Raw genomic sequence first — 18,705 nt, 5'->3', positions numbered from 1 at the left:
CGACAACACCTTCGCTAGCCCGATTAACCAACGGCCAGCCGACTTCGGCATCGATATCGTAGTGCACAGCGCCACCAAATACCTCGGTGGCCATAGTGACCTCACCGCGGGCGTGATCTGCGGCACCGAGGAAACCGTGAACAAGGCATGGAAGAAATTGCTATCGCTAGGGGGAGCGTTGGCGCCGTTTGACGCGTGGTTGTTGCTGCGCGGCCTGCGTACACTTTCGCTCCGCGTGAACCAGATCAATGCGAACGCGCTGGCATTGGCCCAGTGGCTGGAACGGCACCCCCATATTGCACACGTAGGTTATTGTGGGTTGCCCTCGCATCCGCAGCATGAGCTGGCGAAGAAGCAGATGAAGGGTTTTACGGGCATGCTTTGTGTGGAGGTAGTGGGCGCTGATGAGCGCGCGCAATTTACCCGCGCGCAGACGGTATTGAACCGCTTGAAGTTTTTTGCCAATGCGGCGAGTTTGGGAGGCGTGGAATCGCTGGCGGTACATCCGGCGAGCATGTGGGGGTTGCACCACTCGCCGGAGCAGAAGCTGAAGGCGGGCATCAACGACGGCATGTTGCGCATCTCAGTGGGCATTGAGCACATTGATGACCTGATCGGCGATTTCGAACAGGCGCTGGCGGGGCTATAGTATGACATAATCGGGCGAATGACGCGACTGAGGAAATACATATGGCGGTTAAACCAATGGCGCATCCAGCGGCTTTCGAACCGGAATTTCCTCATTATCTTATCGATATTGGTGGGGGTAATGGGTGGCCTTGCCGCTGCTGCGTTGAAAGGTCTTACGCACTCCATTGCTTCGTTCTTGCAAGACGGAGTGCAATGGGAATATAAGTACTACCTGTACCTTTTTTTTCCGTTGATCGGCATCTTGCTGAGTGTGATCTACGTGAGGCGGTTTATCAAAAGCAAACATATGGCACACGGGATGACCCCCATTATGTATGCCATATCGCGTAAATCGAGCAAGCTCGAACCCCATAACATGTATTCGCAGATCATCACCAGTGCCCTTACCATTGGGTTTGGGGGGTCGGCGGGATTGGAAGCGCCGATTGCTAACAGTGGCTCGGCCATTGGTTCGAACATCGGGCGTGTTTTTGGACTCAATTATCGGGAGGTTACCCTGCTGTTGGCGTGTGGCGCCGCGGCAGGAATCGCCGGGGCATTCAACAGTCCCGTGGCCGGGATGATTTTTGCGATAGAAATCCTCCTGCCGGAGTTTTCGATACCGGCCTTCATTCCTTTGTTGATGTCTGCGGCCACGGCCTCCGTGATATCACGGCTGCTTTATAGCGAGCCTTTGTTCCACCTGCTTACCGATGATTGGGACCTCAACGCCTTGTTCTTCTATGTGGTACTGGCCATTTTGGTGGGACTTTTCTCCATTTATTTTGCCAAGTTGAGTACAGCCGTGAATGGATGGTTCGCCCGTATGACCAACCCCTACCGCAAGGTTTGGGTGAGTGGGCTGCTGTTGGGCTTGCTTATTTTCCTTTTTCCGGCGTTGTATGGGGAGGGGTATCTGGCTATCCAACAAATCCTGGATGGTAACCACCGGTCGTTGCTTGACAATAGTATTTTTTCGGAATACGGTTCTTACGGCTACCTGATTGTTTGCTATGCGATTATCACGGTGTTTGCCAAATCGTTTGCTTCGCTCATAACGCTCAACAGCGGCGGCAATGGCGGCATATTCGGGCCTACCGTGGTGATGGGTGGCCTGTTGGGATTTGCCTTTGCCTACGGATTGAACCTCACGGGATGGGTAACTCTCGACATCGCGAATTTTTCGGTTGCGGGCATGGCTGCTGCGTTGAGTGGTATCATGCATGCCCCCCTTACGGGTATTTTCCTAAGCGCCGAGATAACCGGTGGCTACGCGCTGATGGTGCCATTGATGATCGTTACCTCCATTGCGTACCTTATCAACCGCAGTGTGATGAAGCATTCCATCTATACGAAAGCATTGGCAGAAAAGGGCGACTTACTTACCCACGAAGATAAAGACCGTACGGTGCTGAGCATGATGAAACTCCGCTATGTGCTGGAGACTAACTTCACGGTTCTCCATCCGTGGGAAAAGCCGATCGACAGGCGCCAGGACATTATCCATACCAAGCGTAATATTTTTCCGGTGGTGGACGATGCAGATAAATTGTTGGGGATTATCTACAGTGAGCGCTTATTTGAAATTTTGCTGGGTGAAACGAACGAAGGTGACAAGACGATTGCAGATTTAGTGCAGAAGCCTGTGGATACCGTGCAGATGGGAGCCAATATGGAAGTAGTGATGAATAAGATGAACCGCGAGGATATCTGGATTCTCCCCGTGGTAAGCAGCGAAGGGAAATACATGGGCTTTGTCTCAAAATCGGCTGTCTTCAACAAATACCGGGCGTTGCTGATGCGGCAGGCGGATTATCTGGGCTAAAGGCGTCTATGGCGACCTGAACCGCTTCCCCCTGGCAAGGCAATATTTCGTTGTTAACATTAACTTAATGTGTTGGCAACGATAAATACACATTAAGTTTACATTTTTGGGCCGTTAATTGGTTATTGGGGTTCCTATGGAGTATATGTTATTTATTGTTGCCGTATTGCTGGTATTGGCTATTGCGGATTTGATTGTGGGCGTGAGTAACGATGCGGTCAATTTTCTGAATTCGGCCATTGGGAGCAGGGTGACAAGCTACCGGAATATCATCCTCATTGCCGCGGTGGGCATATTGGCAGGGTGTTTTTTCTCGAGCGGGATGATGGAAATTGCGCGGAAAGGTATTTTCCAACCACAGCATTTTACGTTCGACAAGGTGATGTGGATATTTCTGGCCGTCATGCTTGCCGATATTGTGCTGCTCGATATTTTCAATACGCTTGGACTCCCGACATCGACGACCGTTTCCATTGTTTTTGAACTATTAGGTGCTTCCATGGTCATGGGCTTCCTTTTTGCTGCCGAGAAAGAAGAATCTATCGGCGAGGTGATGAAATACATCAACATGGATAGCACATTTTCGATCGTTTCAGGAATCTTCTTATCTATCCTTATAGCCTTCACGGCTGGAGTGATTGTCCAATTCGTGATGCGCTCGGCATTTACCTTCCAATACGAGAAGCGGCTAAAGAGCTTGGGCGTGCCGTTTTCCGGTATCGGCATTACGGTAATTATCTATTTCCTGTTGATTAAGGGGCTGAAAGGTACCACATTGGCGCAAGCGGAGTGGGTAGCGGCGATTTATGGCAACGTCATTGCGGTGATGTTGGGTGTCCTCGTGGTATCCATAGGACTTTGCTATTGGCTTCAACGCCAGTTCGGCGTGAATCCGCTGAAGATCGTGGTGCTGGCAGGTACCTTTTCGTTGGCGATGGCTTTTGCCGGCAACGACCTTGTCAACTTTATCGGTGTGCCGATTACGGGGCTGCTCGCTTACCAAAACTGGGTAGGTAGCGGTGTCCCGGCAGATGCACTGTATCAGGATTATTTGGCAACCAGCGATATCATCGTGCCCAGCTACATGCTGGCGATAGCTGGGGTGGTGATGGCACTGACGCTGTGGCTGAGTGCGAAGGCCAAAAAGGTAACGGAGACCGAGATCAACCTGGGGAAACAGGGTGACGACGGAAGTGACGATCGGTTCAAACCAAATACCGTCTCCCGGCGGGTGGTGAAGACGGCGATGATGCTGGGCAACGTGTTCGATGCCGTGATACCGCGCAACGTAAAGCGGCGGTATAACCTCAGTTTTGAGCGTGATAAATTGCAGAAGGCGACATTGGTGGGTGAAAGTGCGCCAGCCTTCGACTTGGTGCGAGCGGGAACCAATTTGATATTGGCGAGTATTTTGATTGCGTGGGCTACCTCGCAGAAGTTGCCCCTGTCGACTACCTATGTAACCTTTATGGTGGCTATGGGCACGTCACTGGCCGATAAGGCTTGGGGCCGTGAATCGGCGGTCTACCGCGTAACAGGTGTGCTTAGCGTAATCGGCGGGTGGTTCATTACCGCCTTGATTGCATTTTCAGTTGCAGGTTTGTTTGTATTCATCATCTACCAAGGGGTGGTGGCCACTGCAGTGCTGATGGGTATTGTACTCGTTTATATTATCATATCGAATATCACCTTTTCTAAAAAAGAACAGAAATCGAAGGCTGAGAAAAGTCGCCTTAGTCTGCTGGAAGAACCTGACCTCGACGTGTATATCCGCAGCAAGAATATGCTGGTAACGATGATTATCGAAATATCGGGCCATTATGGTACGGTGTTGAATGGTATCCGCAGCGGCGATGCACCGGCCATCAAGCGCACGGATAAAGAGCTGATGGACCTCATCAAATATTCCTATAAACTAAAGCGGAACAGCTTGCGGGCCATCCGGAAGCTGGGCGCGGCCGACCGCCGTTCGGCCGAAGTGATCGTGCATGGAGCTGACCTGATACAGGATATGCTCCAATCGGCCAAGTTCCTGAGTGCGGAGAGCCTACAATACATCGAGAACCTACATGAGCCGCTGGCCAGTGGGTTTATCGACACACTGGAGGTGTTGGCGGGCAAGATGGATAAGTTTTTCCGGTTAGCTACCCATGAGCTCAATGAAGAAGACGGGCCGGACGTACCATTGCTGCGTCTGAGCCGCAATGAGATCCGCGAATTCATCAATACGAACTTCGGAAGCGAGCTGGACATTATCCGGCGCAAGGATATCGGCAGCAAGCGTGCGCTGCTCCAAACCAGTATATTCTTGCAAAGCCGCGATATACAGGCCGTACTTTTCCGCATCTGTAAGTTGTACGGCCGGTTCGAGAACTAAGAAGGCCTACTCCCATGTGTTTATTTTTTAACATTTCGTCAATTTTATCAAAAAGAATTGACTTTTTGCGCTTAAGCTATTGATTAGGGTAAACGACAAATCCCCGATTTTAAAAAATAATCCTTGCTTTCCAAAAGTAGTTCCCCTGATTGAGCCGAAAAAATAACGATTGAAATCCGTAGAAGGTGTTGCTTATCCGTGGGCATTACATTAGTATTCGAGCCCCTTCCGAGGCACGACTTGCCTGCTGTCTTTACTTTACATAGCTAGACAACAGGAAGTTTACCAAATTTTGGTATCTTCAAAAAGTTTGAGTAATTATGCAAGAAGACATCCCTGTATATGCCCAGTTCAGTTTTTAAACTCATTATTGGTATCGTATTCTGCGGAAATCTATCGTTGTCTGCACAAACGACAGCGGGCGGCAAAGCGTGCGCGGATTTACAGGGGATGTTGGATTCATTGCAGCGAGAGGTTTGGCAAGGGCGACACCATGCGTTGGCCGACTGGCTACAGTTTTATGGTATATCGGCGTCGGCCGCGGCATTCCAACCACCTGCTATATCACGGACGGAAAACCGGGCAACGGGGAATTTTACCTTGGACGGGGTCGATGTCAGCACCTTGGCTGTCAGCCCGGACAGGCAAAATGCGCTGAGCTATGAAGGTTATTACATCGATTTATCCGAAACGCCGGAAGACCAGATCGGTTTTGATGATTCGCACAATATTGAGCTGTATAATTTCAGTGATAGCAGCATTCACCGTATTCATTTCAAAGGGATTTCCCAAAGTACAGACGAGCTGTTCTGGTTAGATAATCACCGCTTTATGCTGTTAGGCGCGACTCATGCCGGGCAGGCGAATGGATGGGTCCCTTATATTCAGGTGACCGATCTGAGTGATTCATCGAGCTGCACGTATCATTATGGTGAAACCATCAAGGACGTGAAACCGTTTGACTACCTGCTTCAGCGATTGCGGAAAAAGCAGGCGTCGGGTAGCGGGTTGCTCAGTGGTTTTTTTGAAGGTACCGAGCCGTTTTGGGATATAGAAATAAAAGACAATAAATTTGTTCTCCATTGCATCAATGATACAGAAACGGGCTTGATTTTCCTGGCTAAAAAACAGACCCATACTGCAACCTATGCCTTTAGCGGGAAACATATTTTCGGGATTATCAGGGAATCGACGGGAGGGGGTTGCGATCTTGACATAACGGAAAAAGAAAACCCTACCCATGAAATCTATTTCAGTTATAAGAATGCCACATATATGGGGTGCGGGTGGTTAACCAAACCCTGACGCTTTTACCTACTTGTTTGTATTTTGGCCAAGTACTGACATGGCCAGCGTCAGCCCGTTGAGCAGGCTTGCAACAAAGTCGCCGGTCTCGTAGTACCGGAAGAGGCAGACCATCAGAAAAATGACGATGCTGACGATGGCCATCGTTTTTGCGAACTTGGTTTTCCAGCTTTTCCAGCGCTTTTTTGCTGCGGTTATCCTGATAGAAAGAAATGGCAGAAACGGCCAAGATGGCCGCAAACATAACCGCCGCTTCGCCGTAATCGCCCACAAGATCATTCCTTTTGGGGTGGATGCTTTCCGTCGGTACCATGATTCCTTTCACAAGCCATTACGTCCTTCTCTGCCGGAACGGCTGCACAGCTCAGCACAGGTGGTAAATCAGGGCGTCTGCGCCCCATGCAACCAGTTGAATTAAGACAATGAATTTCGTTTTAGGCTATTTATGAGGGGTGTTAAATGGCCCGGAAAAGTCTCCGAAGTCACTTTCCGAAGTCTCCGAAGCCAATTTTAAAACGACCACCGTCACTCCAGAAACTCTCCGAAGTCGGTTTCTGAAGTGACCAAGCGTCATTTTTGGCTGATTTCAACAAAAAAGCCGCCTCGTTTCAAACGAGGCGGCTGAACGACCGGCGTAATGAAAGCGTCGACTATCGCATTTTCTCGAAAGTTAAACCGTCAACAATCGCCTTGACATGCTTGCCCGGATGGAACAGCAGCCGGGTGCGGAAAATATTCGCGCCGGTTACCTCCTCCTCAGTTTCACTTCCGGTACTGTTGCTCCCCAGGCGGAATGCCCCGAGGTTGCCCAAGCGTACGATATACCCGTGACTGATGTTGCGCGGGATTTCGCGCACCAGGCTCTGCAAAACCGCATACACATCGGATTCGGTGAGTGACGACGCGTACGAGATGTCTGCCGCCAGGTTCTCCAGCGTGATTTCGCCCGAGTGTACCGGCCGGGGGTAAAACTTCTTCGGTGCCGTCGGATCGCCCGGTTTGCCGATTTCCAAAACGTTGAATTTAATTGCCATGTTACTTCTTGTTAAAAAGTTAAAAAATAAAAATAATACTCCGTGCCGCGGGCGGTACCTTTCCCTTGGCCATACTAAGTTGCGGAACTTCTCAAGAAGACATGTCGGAATTGGCGGTTTTGGCGTAATTGGCGCAATTGGCGGTTTTGTCGGGCATAAAAAAACCGCCCCGCGTGACGCGAGACGGTTATCCCATAAAATCTTTTCGCTGCCGTGGCAAACCCTTTGCCAACTGCTTGGTTTAGGAGCGGCGCATGAAGACGGAAAGTTCCGCTACCGGAATGCCCAGATAATCCGAGGCCTGATAAACCGTCACATGCTGGTGCTTACGCAACCCAAACATATCCCGGATCCTGTTAATGAGCCGCTGGCAGGTGCGTTCGCTCAGACCAGTAACCTGTTGAAGATCCGCAGGATAAACAGCTAATCTTGGTAAAGATATTTCCATATCCGCCAATAAAGCTTAGACAAAGCTACAAACCTTTTAATTATTTAGGAAACATTCGCTTGATTTTCTTTGGTTTAGCCTTCACTTTGGTGGATTTCAAACGCGTTATTACAAGCTTGCGGGTGCTTCTGTAACCATCCAACAAGGATTCTCGGTGGATAAATCGTACGACGAAATTGTGGTGAACTCAAGCCTTTGTTTCCGGAGGTTGTTGCCTGCGGAACGCCCGAACAGGTTATGTTCGGTGATTCATTGCATAGGGCGAGTTATCTCAGCCTTTTCGTGGGCACCAATGACCTTAAGAAAACGAGTCTCATTCGTCGCGCAGTGAGTCGACCGGATTGGCCGTTGCCGCACGCATGGCGTGGTAACTCACAGCTACCGATGCGATGATGATGGCAAATAAGCCAGCGGCGGCAAATATCCACCAATGGATGGTAATCCGGTATGCGAAATCTTGCAGCCAGCTGCTACCGGCCCACCAGGCTATGGGTGTAGCAACTAGGATGGCGATGCCCACCAGCTTCAGGAACTGGTTGGCTATCATAAAAGTGATGCTGTCCGTGCTGGCACCCAGGACTTTCCGGATACCGATTTCTTTAGTGCGCTGTACCGTTGAGAACGCGGCCAGTGCAAACAAGCCTAGGCAAGCCAGGACGATGGCAATTCCCGAAAACAACGAGAACAGGTGGGCGATGCGCGATTCGGCACGGTAAAGCGCCGCGAAGTCTTCGTCCATGAAATGGTAATCAAACGGCCGATGCCCCACACGTGCCTCCCACGTGGCCCTGAGCGCGGCCAATGTTTGAGCTGTGTTTGCGGTATTGATCTTAATGAACGCCTGCCGGATGGAATTGGTGTCGAGGAAAATAAGTAATGGCCCAACGGCGTTATGCAACGATTGGAAATGGAAATCCTTGACAACGCCCACAACGGTTCCTTGGCCATACCGCGTTACGGTTTTGCCGATGGCCTTTTCGGGTGTCCAGCCGAGGTCAGCGACAGCCCTTTCGTTGAGGATAAAAGTCGACCGGAAGTTGCGGTACTGGTTGCTGGTGTCCTGCAGGGCGAAGTCGGCCCGGGTGAAGTCGCGCCCTGCCGACAGTTCCATGCCCATGGTCTTGAGGTAGTCTAAGTCTACAGGTGTGGCATTCAGCGACAGTTCTTTTACGCCGTTGTCTTCGTGGATGGAGATGCCGTCGCCCCAGCCGATGGACGTTGGGTCTTCATACGAGCCGGTAACGCTGATGACATTCGGTGTATTCTGGAAAGCCATTTTCAACTGCTCATATAGGGGCTTGGTTTTTTGGTCTATGGGCACCACCACCACCTGTGTACGGTCGTAACCTAAGTCTTTATTTTGGATATACGATAGTTGTGCGGCCACAATGAGGGTGGCTGCTACCAAAAAAATGGCAATACTGAACTGGAAGGTAATGAGCGATTTGCGTAGAAGGCCACCCGAACTGGATACGCGGATGCCCGATTTGAGGATGGTGACCAGCTTGGTGCTGGTAAGGACAAAGGCAGGGTAGGCACCTGCCACAATGCCGATGACGATGCTTAACAATAGGACGGTCGCCAACGACTGTGGACGAATGAGTGCCGAGGTTGTGAATTCCTTGTCTGTAATGGTGTTGAATAATGGCAATAAGGCCGCACAGATGGCCAATGCGAGGCCGGTAGCAAACAGTGTAATGAGAAACGACTCGCCGAGGAACTGTCTCCAGAGTTGGGCTTTTTCGGCCCCCAGCACTTTGCGGATGCCGATTTCAGTGCCGCGCCGAACCGACTGGGCGGTAGCCAGGTTAATGTAGTTGACGCAGGCGATGAGTAAGATAAGTATGGCGACGATGCTAAGTACGTAGACATAGGTCATGCTGCCGCTGGATTCGAAACTATCGGTCACGGCAGAATGCAGGTGCACCGACGTAAGTGGCTCCAAATGATACGTCCAGTAATCGGCGCTCCCTGCCGTTATGCCCATTTCGGTTTCGTTGACCTTCTTCATGTAATCGCCGACTTGCCGATCGAGCGTTGTTAATTGGCCGGCATTTCCGAGCAGCAAATAGGTGTGGTAGTTGGCCTGCCGCCATTGCTCCTCTTTGGCCGCTTTGAGCGAGGCAAAGGATAATAAGATGTCATATTGGAGTTGGGAATTGAGAGGTGGCGCCTCGGCAATGCCCGTGATGAGGTATTCGTCGTCACCCCCGTCGAGCTGTAGGGTTTTGCCGATGGGGTCGGCGGTGCCGAAATACTTCTTTGCCGTTGCTGGCGTTAGTACTGCTTTTTGCGGTGCGTCGAGCACCGTGGCCGCGTTGCCCCGGAATAGGGCGAAAGAGAACAATTTGAAGAAGTCTGCATCGGCATATAGGATGCCGTTTTCTTCAAAGGACTCCGTTCCGTTGGAAACCGAACGGGTATACTTCATGGTGCGTACGTAGGATTCGACCTGGGGGAACGTACGCTGGAACTGCGGGCCCACTTTCGACCCGGTGACATCCGTTTTGTTGAGCGTGCCGGAAAATTGGTATTCCATGTAGACACGGGCAATGCGACCGGCATTTTTGTGGAAATTGTCGTACGTCAGCTCGGTGCGAACATATAGGCCGATGAGCAAACACGATACGATGCCGGTGGTGAGCCCGATGATGTTTATCGCGCTGTAGAGTTTGTTCTTGCGGATGTTCCGCCAAGCGATTTTGATATAATTTTTAATCATTGCGACATGGTCTTCTAGGGTGACGCCTATAGCAATCGCACCCGATTTAAACGGTAACAGGCATTTTTTGCGCCAAAATAATAACATGCTGATTATTAAGTTTGTGTGTGAGGATAGGGTGTTCGCAGTGTTCGATATCGAACACTAGGTGTTCAGTAGCGGACAGGTTATCGATCATCCCGCTGGCCGCCGTTGCAGTAAGCCACCCGTTTCAGCATCCGTATCAGGAAATGACGATGCATGGATGGAGAGATGTAGATATCTTGTATATGCTCTATGAGGTTAATTACAGCTATTTACATATACCTTTGTATGAATGCACACAGACTAAGGGTCGTCAAGTCCGAACGGGGGCACGGTTTTCCGGCTATGGGTTAATACAATCATTCGGTTGGAGGACTTGAATATGGGACATATAGGTAAGTCGAATTTGATTATGGTACGTCCGAAACGAGAAATGGTAACGATAAAAAATAGAAAGATGAAGATGACAACGAAAACATTATTCCTCTCCATTGTTAGTTACACTTTGTTCGCATGCAACCAAGCCTCTCCGAAGAAGGTGGTGGATGTGGTCTGGTTAAACGTGAACCGCGTTACGGCGAATTATTCACCGCAATTTTTTGGGGAGCTCCGTGAACTCCGGGCGAGCGGCGGCATGGCAGTAGCCCAAAACAATGAGAAAATAAAGGGAACAGCGGTAGCATACGTGAACCAGTACGTAATCGGCCCACTGGACGAAAGTATGGATAAGATAGAAAAATTGCCTGAAAATGAAGAGACCAAAGCACTGATAGCCGCCTCGCTGGAGGTTTTTAACTACGGGAAAGGAATTTTTGAAAACGAATACCTCAGCATCGCAAAAATGATCGATGCAGAAAGTCCCGCGTCCGAAATAGACGCGGCCGTAGAAAAGCTGTTTGCCACACACGATGAGCATATGCACGGCCGACTTGCTGACTTGGACGAATTGGTAATCCCTTATGCAGAAAAACATGGCGTTCCGATTCAACTTGTAAATAATCGCCCCAACTGAATGCAACAGCATATTCCAAACATATCGCGCGATTCCCTCAGCGAAAAAGACCTTGAAATTTTTCACTCACTAGATCAAGTACGCTACGGAGAAGAACTTGCCGGGAGGGTCGCTGAAAAGTTAAAACGAATGTCTACCGGACTAAATGAAAATGACCATTATGCGGTCAGTGGACTTTATCACGCGCACCGCGATTACTGCGGGACGGGATTGTATTTTTTTGACGGAAAGTTTACCCTTGGCGAAGTAAATGACGGGATGGGGCCGCATCCGGTTTTGATCGTCTTTGAAAGCGAACAAGAATTTGTATCCTGGTTAGCTGATCAAAGCGACCAGGGCATGTCGTTATATACCAGGCGGTCCTTTAACAACCAGACCATTACCAAAATGCGGTTAACTTGGTATTTGGAGGATGAATACAGTCCGGTATGGAATTCGTATTGCATGTATGTGGGAAAGCAAATAACCTAGCCCAATGGCCGTAAGCTAAAAATTTGAAACCTATGAAAACAAAAACAATGATGATGGCGGCCGCGGGATATTTCATATTAGCGGGCTTGGGGTTCACTTTTCTGCCCGAAGAAATCATTCGTTTTTTCGGTGCCCAGGCCAATCGTTTTCTATTATTGATATTCCAGCTTTTGGGGGCAACCTACATGGGTTTGGGCATGATGAGTTGGGTGTCAAGGAACAGTTTAGTAGGTGGGATATACAATCGTCCGTTGGTACTGGGTAATTTCCTTTATTTTCTGCTCGGGGCGTTCGCTTCGGTAAAAACAGCCATGCACTATTCAGGAGACCCGTTGGCAATCTATATTCCCATTGCCGTGTTGCATATAATATTTGCTTTGTACTTCGTGTATTTACTAAGGGTAAACCCCCAGCCGAATAAGCAATGATGCAAGCATTCAAATATATCGCCGTCCTTTTTCTCCTGGTTACGGCGTTCGGATCGATTAGCGCACAGAAAATGGCCCATGGCTTTGTAAACACGAAAGACGGCTCCAAAAACATACCGCCGGTATACGGGGCGGCGAGTAGTTTCTCCGAAGGGCTTGCTGCGGTAAAAAAAGGGGAAAAATGGGGTTATATTGATGTAAATAACAAAGCCGTAATCGATTTTCAATTCGATTATGCCAGGAGTTTCAAACAGGGCCGCGCCATTGTGCAAAAAGGTGATTTCTACGGGGTAATCGACAACGAGGGGAAATTTGTGATTCCGCCTTATTATTATGACTTGATAGCTTACGAATTGGAAGGTAGGCAGTATTATATTTCCCGCGACAGCACTTTTTTCCAGGGAATCATAGATAACACCGGTAAAGAGATCCTTCCGCACCGATACACCTTTATCATTACTTATGAGCCCAATCTTAGCAAACAACGGTTTTACAAAAATATTCCGTTTTACTCGTCCTTCCAAGCCATTGACATCGCAAAAGGCAGCTTTTACGAGCAATTCAAAGAGAATGCATACCGGTTTTCCCCCGGAAAAGGCCGGCACGATATTTACGATTTGCGGTTCAATAAGCTGGCGTCGCTGAACGCAACCGACTATACGGACGGTTTCCAACCCTACCAACTCCAGCGGGTCGACGCGTTTCTGGAAGAAGGCGGGTATAAAAGCCCAGAAGGAAAGCGAAAAGCCATCGACAGCTTACTGGCATTGCCCGAGCCGGATTCGATTCAGCCGGCAATGGACCCCTCATACGTCAGTTACGGACGGATGACAAGCGACGAAATTGCCAACTACTTGGAAAGCTTGGATTACCGTTTGTTTACCCAAGATGGGAAAACCGGGTTGAAAAAAAGGAGCAACATCCTTATCCCGGCACAGCATACCGGTTTGCAACTGGTAAATGGTGTCATCCTGTCCCCCCGGCAGGCAGACCTCCCTGTTTTGAAGGCGCATTATGGGGGGAGGTATCGCAACAAAGGGCAAGGGGTTTTTGATATTTTTGCAGCCGTTCCCCACGATGGGGAGCCTCAGGAAGCCAGCAAGCAATACAGTTTGAGCGGTGCCATCGAACTGCCTGTCCGGGAAGTCAATAGACACAGCAAAAAGATCATCTCCAAAATTACGCAACTGGGGTTTCTATACCTCCACACTACAGCGGACACCGCCAGACAAAAGACCAGGACGTACAGCCTAGTCGACTGGAAGGGGGACGAACTGCTCCCTGCGGTATACCAGAAAATTGAGGTCTTAAAATCAGGCCATGTGCGGGTCACCCAAGAAAAGGAAGTGGAAAACGGCATTGAGAGGTATTTTGGATTGTTTGATAACAAAGGGAAAGAAATAATCCCTTTAGGAGTATATTCAGACATCAAGCCATTCACCCAACCGGGGGGTGGCAACCTCTATCTCGCCATCTGGAGCGATCCTTACCCTACCGTTGCCGAAAAGAAGGAAACAGCATTTGCCGACAAAACCTACCTCATTCTGAGGGTGGATGGCCTGAAGCCCCGGGTTGTCAATAGCTTTGCCGCGGCAGGCCAAGTGTACCTATCAGGATGGGATGCCGAAACTGGTATGCTGCCGTACCGGATAAACAACGAGGCACATGATCAACAAATGGATAATTAAAAAGCTCAAAGAATTGTCGCCGGAAGAGCTGTATACCCCGTCGGAAGATGCGTTGGCGGTAAGTGACGTGGCCCCCACGGACGTTGAAAAACAGCAGCTTCTGGAAACCTTGCAGGCCGATGCCGACTTTCGGGCGATGACAGCCGAACACCAGCGGGGGTTCCAAGCATTCATTTTCAGGTTAGAGCGAGAATTGTCCGTTATCAATACCGAAGGTCGCCCAGTTAAGGTGAACATCCGGCTTACGGTCTGTGCTGAAATGGCCCGCGTGCTGTACTTCCGCCGAAAAGGTGTTCCGGGGCCGTTACGCTTCGTCGTTATCGAAGCCAAACACACTTCCTCGCGCGGCATATGGATGCTGCCGGGCTGGCCACGTCGGGCGGGCCGAAAAAATATCTGCCGCTTGGAGAAGGTTTCTAAAAATACCCGAACTGATTTCCAGGCTTAACAAAGACACAGCAGATATTTTGGATAAGTAAAAAAGACTAAAATGGTTGAAATAGAAATCTTGTTTTACGTATTGAAATCGTTTTTTGGGTTTGATGACGGGCGTATTGTCGCTGACAAAACCACCATACACATTTACCCTCAGGAACAACGCCTAGAAATTATTCAAACGGATTTATTTGCTGTGATCCAATCGGAAGAAGACACCAACATCGTCCTTGCAGAGTGGGATACACTATTGCATTGGAAAGAAAAAGACATTTCCTGGGCAGAAGGGTTGGATGGCTTTAGTATGAAGTGCTTGATCCTTAGGCCCACGGAAAAAACAATTGAATCCCATTTGATACTTGGCTATTCAAATGAAAAGGACCTACGTGCAATGGGTATTTGGTATGATAGGGGAAAAGGTCAATTTTCGATTAATCACAATCCAGCAAATCATATCCAAACTGAAAGTGGAAAGTTGGTAGGCAACTACTGGGTTTTTGATAGCAATGGTAGGATTAGTTTCACGATAGAACCTTTTTTACGGAAGTCGGGAAATTATCAAAAGTTCTTTCTCCCATCGGGTTGGGTCGCTGGAGGAAAGGAATAGGATGTGCTTTGCTGTTGATGGCGGCAATCAAATGGGATTCAATCCGTTGGCTTCACCATGAGGGCGTACAAAGTTTAACACGTTATTCCACGATGTCACCAAACAAAAAAGTTGGTGTCCAGCAGTATCGCTTTAAACCAACTTTTCTTATTTTCCGTAGCCCGTAGGGGAATCGAACCTACTTTCTATCAATCTATTTATCAGTATTTTACAAACTTCCCTTTTTCCAACTCACCGAATCACTCACTGGTTTGACATACGTTCTAGCTGCAATTGCTATAATGCTAAGATACAAAATTTCTGTGATGTAGGAATGAAATATTAACGTTTCGCGGCTATGCGATCGGGCGGGGCTTTTACCCCAAAATGTTCTTTTGAAAACGCTCATTTCTCGCATCCGTAATCTGTCAACCGAAGACGAAAATCCCGCCTGGCGCATAGCCGATGTTATGTGCTGGCATTACTTATTTTTATCTATCCAAATCGGAATTTCCACAAAACTATCATTGTACCACTTCACTTCCAATGGTTCGTTCGCATCATTAATTGTTTCTTTGCTCACTTCTTTTCCAGTTCCATAATTTAGTTCAGAGAATGGGTTTTTGTTTACATTGATATACACAAGTAAGCGACTGCCTTTGCTCAATTTTTTACTCACTAAATGTGTGTTTGAAAATGGAATTGTTTCGATTTTATTTGGTACAAGTAATTTTCTATTGGTTATATCATTGGCATAACTGGCTCGTCCGATAATATATGACAAATGGAATAATTTACCATCTGGCATTACCTCGTATAGCGTAACGCCATAATCGAAATCTTTTTTATTTATGCTTACTCTTAGTTCTCCCATAAATGAGCCATTGACCACAATGGATTCTTCCAATGGTTCACTAATAAAATTAAATCCGTTTCTCAAATCCATTTCCTCACGTATTATGGGGTCTGGATAATAATCGTTGTTGCTGATTTCCCTATCTGCAAAATCCACTTCTTGGGTTAGAAAATCAGTTTTTACAGGTTTTTCTCCTTTTAAGGAATAAATGCCCTCAAATTTTTCGGTTGTCAAATACAATTTTAAATGGTCATTACTCATCGCCTCAATAGATGGAGCGCTTCTCCATTCATTTGCGCCCATTACTTGATAATTAATTTTGTCTTTTATTATTTTTGGTTTTTCAGCATTGTTGAATATGTAATCAAACCACTGATAGGTTATTTCGTTTGTATTTATTAAGGCATCAGCATCAACTTTGTAACCGTTGATTTCTTCTGAACCATTGCGTTGCGCTCCGAAATGACTATAAGGTCCAATAATTAAATAGTGTTCTGCATTTGGATTGTATTTATAATGTTCCCTCAAGTAATACAAACCTGAATTTTGTGAGTCATTATAATAACCATCAATAGAAAGCACTGGAATATCAATTTGTGAAAAGTCTTCTTTATAAGGTGCCATTTTCTGCCAATAGTCATCAAATGACGGATGGCTTAACCATCGCTGAAACCACTTATTTGGCGTGCCGTCAATACTGTCCATTTTGTTATAAGCTACACCAGTTTCCCACCACTTGAACATCATATTTCTAAATCGCTGTCTGTCATTTCCAGCAATCGTATCTAAATATTTGTTGTTGCCAACATAAAACGCCCACTCATAGTTTGGATTAATGAAGATGTTGTTTTCCATTGGCAAGCCCATTCCGGGTCTATTGGCAACATAAGGAACAATAGTTTTAAGTGCAGGATGTAGCTTTTTGGCAGCCGCCCATTGTGTAAAACCGTTATAACTACCTCCAAACATTCCTACACGCCCATCGCACCATTTTTGTTTACTTATCCAATCAATCACATCAAAAATGTCATTGGCATCATTTTCGTATGGCCATATCTCGTTTGGACTAAAACGTTTTCCTCTTGTATAAGCAATTACACCTACATAACCTTTGTCAGCAGATTCTTTTAATGTATTCAGGTCACGGCCTTTATCTCTTACATAGATAGTACTTTGTAATATTACAGCTTTTGGTTCAATGGTTTCTTTTTTCCGCACAATGATTGCGGAAATTTTCGCTCCATCTCTTGTTTCGATTAGAATATCTTGAATATTGTAATCTCCATTTAAGTCTGTTAAGTGACTTGTTTCCTTGTTTTGACTTGATGAATTAAATCCAATTAGAAGGAGTATAAATAAATTCAGTATTAATTTCATTCGGTTGTTTTTGTTAAGGACCATTATTTAATTGCAATGTGACATTTTTTCTGCTTGCACATAACGGTTCGGGGCTTGGCGTTCGGGCGGGAAAATCTCCGCAGGAATTTTCAAGACTGAACGTCAGCCCGCCTGACGCCAAACCCTTGTTAGCGGTTCGGCTTTTCGTTCAGCGTTTTTGTCATTTTATAAGTTAAAGTCGTTTGTATTTTCTTCATAGTCAGCTTTACAAATTGTTGTCATGGTGTCCACAAATAATTTTTGCAGTTCGTCGAAGTCGTCAAGTCGTGCTGTTCTAATTGTCATTGTGGAATTGGAAGGTTATGAAGTTTTAGAAAAGATAGTTTGTCCCAATAGCCACGTTGAAAAACAATTTTGTCTTTTTGTATTTGAAAGAAACCACAACCACGCAAACCGTTTGGGTCTTTCCATTCTAAGATTGCCCATTCTCCGTCTGAAAAAATATTTTCGGGAATACAAGTCATTTCGGCTGTCGCAAATTCGTCTGCAAACATTTGTTTAATCGCAATTTTTCCAACAATAGGTTCGTTTGTGACTTGGTGATTGGTTGCATTGTCGTCATACAAGTTTGATATAGTTTCTACGTCCGCCTTGTTAAATGCGTCAATCCATTTTTGTAGTATTTCTTTTGGTGTCATTTTCTATTGTTGTGATATCGTCCCAAGCTGACCGCTAACGGTTCGTATAACCGTCAGTTACGGGATTAAAGATAATGATTTTCGGTTAAGCACTGACGGTAGCAATTCCGAGTGGATTCGGACGCAGTCGAATCCGCCGTAATTGCGGTTATACATTGTTGTACGCAGGTTTTTATTCCGTTAAGTTCGTTATACATTTTTCTCTTATTTGCCAGATTCGGTCAAATTCAAATTCCGATTCGGTTTCTTTTAGCCAACTCTCAATAAATTTTTTGTGATAGTCAACTTTAAATTCCGAAACTTGTTCAGGTCGGATTTCCTTTTCTTGGATTATTTCCTTTTCTATTTTTTTGAATTCAGATTTTTTTGTTGTCAAGTCAGTCCGTTTGCCATTGATTTTTAAATAGCAATGGGCTTCTGGGATAAATCCGATTAAGTTTTTTGTCAGTTCCTTTCCGATTTTCGGTGTATTCAATTCGGTCATTCGATAAATTCCGATGACAAGGTCGATATTCGGCACGTTATTCAAATCCGCAATGCTTTTCAGGAGAGCGTGTTTTGAGCTACAGGTCCCTTTTTTTTCCGACAAGACCAGTCCAAAATCAGTCCGATTTTTGTTTCGTCCGTATGGTAAATTTTTAATGAATTCGGTCAGTTCGTTCCACGTTTCAATTCCTTCGCTTTTTGCAAGTTCAGTTAGTTTATCTTTCGATGTTAATTTGTATTCCGTGTTCATTTCTCAACTTGCGTACAACGGTCAAGTATAAGCGTAGTGCGGGATTTCGGAGCAATTCACTGTCCGCCCACCACAAAGTTTCTTAGGAGCAA

At 47.0% G+C, this 18,705-nt stretch carries 18 protein-coding genes; 12 read left to right on the top strand and 6 right to left on the bottom strand.

Annotated features, from left to right (window positions below):
- The 4 genes from ACO1NT_RS10770 to ACO1NT_RS10755 all read left to right on the top strand — a co-directional run.
- Nucleotides 1–649 (top strand): trans-sulfuration enzyme family protein (locus tag ACO1NT_RS10770; RefSeq protein WP_449048632.1); only part of this gene is annotated, 649 nt, incomplete at its 5' end.
- Between the two features lie 18 nt (nucleotides 650–667).
- The gene (locus ACO1NT_RS10765) at nucleotides 668–2,455 is read left to right on the top strand and encodes a chloride channel protein (protein WP_449048631.1); all 1,788 of its coding nucleotides are present in this window, start codon (nucleotides 668–670) and stop codon (nucleotides 2,453–2,455) included.
- 136 nt (nucleotides 2,456–2,591) lie between these two features.
- The gene (locus ACO1NT_RS10760; RefSeq protein WP_449048630.1) at nucleotides 2,592–4,832 is read left to right on the top strand and encodes an anion permease; all 2,241 of its coding nucleotides are present in this window, start codon (nucleotides 2,592–2,594) and stop codon (nucleotides 4,830–4,832) included.
- A gap of 342 nt (nucleotides 4,833–5,174) precedes the next feature.
- On the top strand, nucleotides 5,175–6,137 hold the full coding sequence (locus ACO1NT_RS10755; protein ID WP_449048629.1) for a hypothetical protein: 963 nt from the start codon (nucleotides 5,175–5,177) through the stop codon (nucleotides 6,135–6,137).
- A gap of 9 nt (nucleotides 6,138–6,146) precedes the next feature.
- Here ACO1NT_RS10755 and ACO1NT_RS10750 read toward each other — a convergent pair whose 3' ends face one another.
- A complete protein-coding gene (locus ACO1NT_RS10750) occupies nucleotides 6,147–6,281 on the bottom strand; it encodes a hypothetical protein (RefSeq protein ID WP_449048628.1) in 135 nt (44 codons plus the stop codon).
- On the opposite strand from ACO1NT_RS10750, the gene ACO1NT_RS10745 reads away from it, so the two are divergent.
- Nucleotides 6,274–6,555, top strand: a complete 282-nt coding sequence (locus ACO1NT_RS10745; protein ID WP_449048627.1) for a hypothetical protein — start codon at nucleotides 6,274–6,276, stop codon at nucleotides 6,553–6,555. The two genes, ACO1NT_RS10750 and ACO1NT_RS10745, sit on opposite strands and share 8 nt — an antisense overlap.
- Nucleotides 6,556–6,787: 232 nt before the next feature.
- On the opposite strand, the gene ACO1NT_RS10740 is transcribed toward ACO1NT_RS10745, so the two are convergent.
- Nucleotides 6,788–7,171, bottom strand: a complete 384-nt coding sequence (locus tag ACO1NT_RS10740) for an HU family DNA-binding protein (RefSeq protein ID WP_449048626.1) — start codon at nucleotides 7,169–7,171, stop codon at nucleotides 6,788–6,790.
- Between ACO1NT_RS10740 and ACO1NT_RS10735 the strand changes: the two genes are divergently transcribed.
- Entirely contained in the window at nucleotides 7,170–7,598 is a 429-nt protein-coding gene (locus ACO1NT_RS10735; RefSeq protein ID WP_449048625.1) for a hypothetical protein, read from the top strand. The genes ACO1NT_RS10740 and ACO1NT_RS10735 overlap by 2 nt on opposite strands.
- Before the next feature lie 334 nt (nucleotides 7,599–7,932).
- Here the strand turns inward: ACO1NT_RS10735 and ACO1NT_RS10730 are convergent, their stop codons facing one another.
- A complete protein-coding gene (locus ACO1NT_RS10730; RefSeq protein WP_449048624.1) occupies nucleotides 7,933–10,341 on the bottom strand; it encodes an ABC transporter permease in 2,409 nt (802 codons plus the stop codon).
- Nucleotides 10,342–10,822: 481 nt separating this feature from the next.
- Between ACO1NT_RS10730 and ACO1NT_RS10725 the strand changes: the two genes are divergently transcribed.
- The 6 genes from ACO1NT_RS10725 to ACO1NT_RS10700 are packed head-to-tail and all read left to right on the top strand — an operon-like array spanning nucleotide 10,823 to nucleotide 15,006.
- Nucleotides 10,823–11,377: a hypothetical protein gene (locus ACO1NT_RS10725; RefSeq protein ID WP_449048623.1), complete on the top strand. Its 555-nt coding sequence runs from the start codon at nucleotides 10,823–10,825 to the stop codon at nucleotides 11,375–11,377.
- Complete coding sequence (locus tag ACO1NT_RS10720) at nucleotides 11,378–11,848, top strand: hypothetical protein (protein ID WP_449048622.1); 471 nt, start codon at nucleotides 11,378–11,380, stop codon at nucleotides 11,846–11,848. It abuts the gene before it with no gap.
- Nucleotides 11,849–11,880: 32 nt separating this feature from the next.
- On the top strand, nucleotides 11,881–12,276 hold the full coding sequence (locus ACO1NT_RS10715; RefSeq protein WP_449048621.1) for a hypothetical protein: 396 nt from the start codon (nucleotides 11,881–11,883) through the stop codon (nucleotides 12,274–12,276).
- Nucleotides 12,273–13,964, top strand: coding sequence for a WG repeat-containing protein (locus tag ACO1NT_RS10710; protein ID WP_449048620.1), 1,692 nt, complete (start codon nucleotides 12,273–12,275; stop codon nucleotides 13,962–13,964). Before ACO1NT_RS10715 ends, ACO1NT_RS10710 begins: the two co-directional genes overlap by 4 nt.
- Nucleotides 13,942–14,412, top strand: coding sequence for a hypothetical protein (locus ACO1NT_RS10705; RefSeq protein ID WP_449048619.1), 471 nt, complete (start codon nucleotides 13,942–13,944; stop codon nucleotides 14,410–14,412). Before ACO1NT_RS10710 ends, ACO1NT_RS10705 begins: the two co-directional genes overlap by 23 nt.
- 42 nt (nucleotides 14,413–14,454) lie before the next feature.
- Entirely contained in the window at nucleotides 14,455–15,006 is a 552-nt protein-coding gene (locus ACO1NT_RS10700; RefSeq protein WP_449048618.1) for a hypothetical protein, read from the top strand.
- Nucleotides 15,007–15,466: 460 nt separating this feature from the next.
- Here ACO1NT_RS10700 and ACO1NT_RS10695 read toward each other — a convergent pair whose 3' ends face one another.
- From ACO1NT_RS10695 to ACO1NT_RS10685, 3 genes are all read right to left on the bottom strand, one after another.
- Entirely contained in the window at nucleotides 15,467–17,218 is a 1,752-nt protein-coding gene (locus ACO1NT_RS10695) for a CocE/NonD family hydrolase (protein ID WP_449048617.1), read from the bottom strand.
- A gap of 302 nt (nucleotides 17,219–17,520) precedes the next feature.
- Nucleotides 17,521–17,877 (bottom strand): nuclear transport factor 2 family protein, encoded by a 357-nt coding sequence (locus ACO1NT_RS10690; protein ID WP_449048616.1) that lies wholly within the window; start codon nucleotides 17,875–17,877, stop codon nucleotides 17,521–17,523.
- A 172-nt stretch (nucleotides 17,878–18,049) separates the two neighbouring features.
- The gene (locus ACO1NT_RS10685; protein WP_449048615.1) at nucleotides 18,050–18,613 is read right to left on the bottom strand and encodes a hypothetical protein; all 564 of its coding nucleotides are present in this window, start codon (nucleotides 18,611–18,613) and stop codon (nucleotides 18,050–18,052) included.
- Nucleotides 18,614–18,705: the final 92 nt, after the last annotated feature.

This window comes from Parapedobacter sp., assembly GCF_053550995.1.
This window is presented reverse-complemented; position numbering and strand designations above follow the sequence as displayed.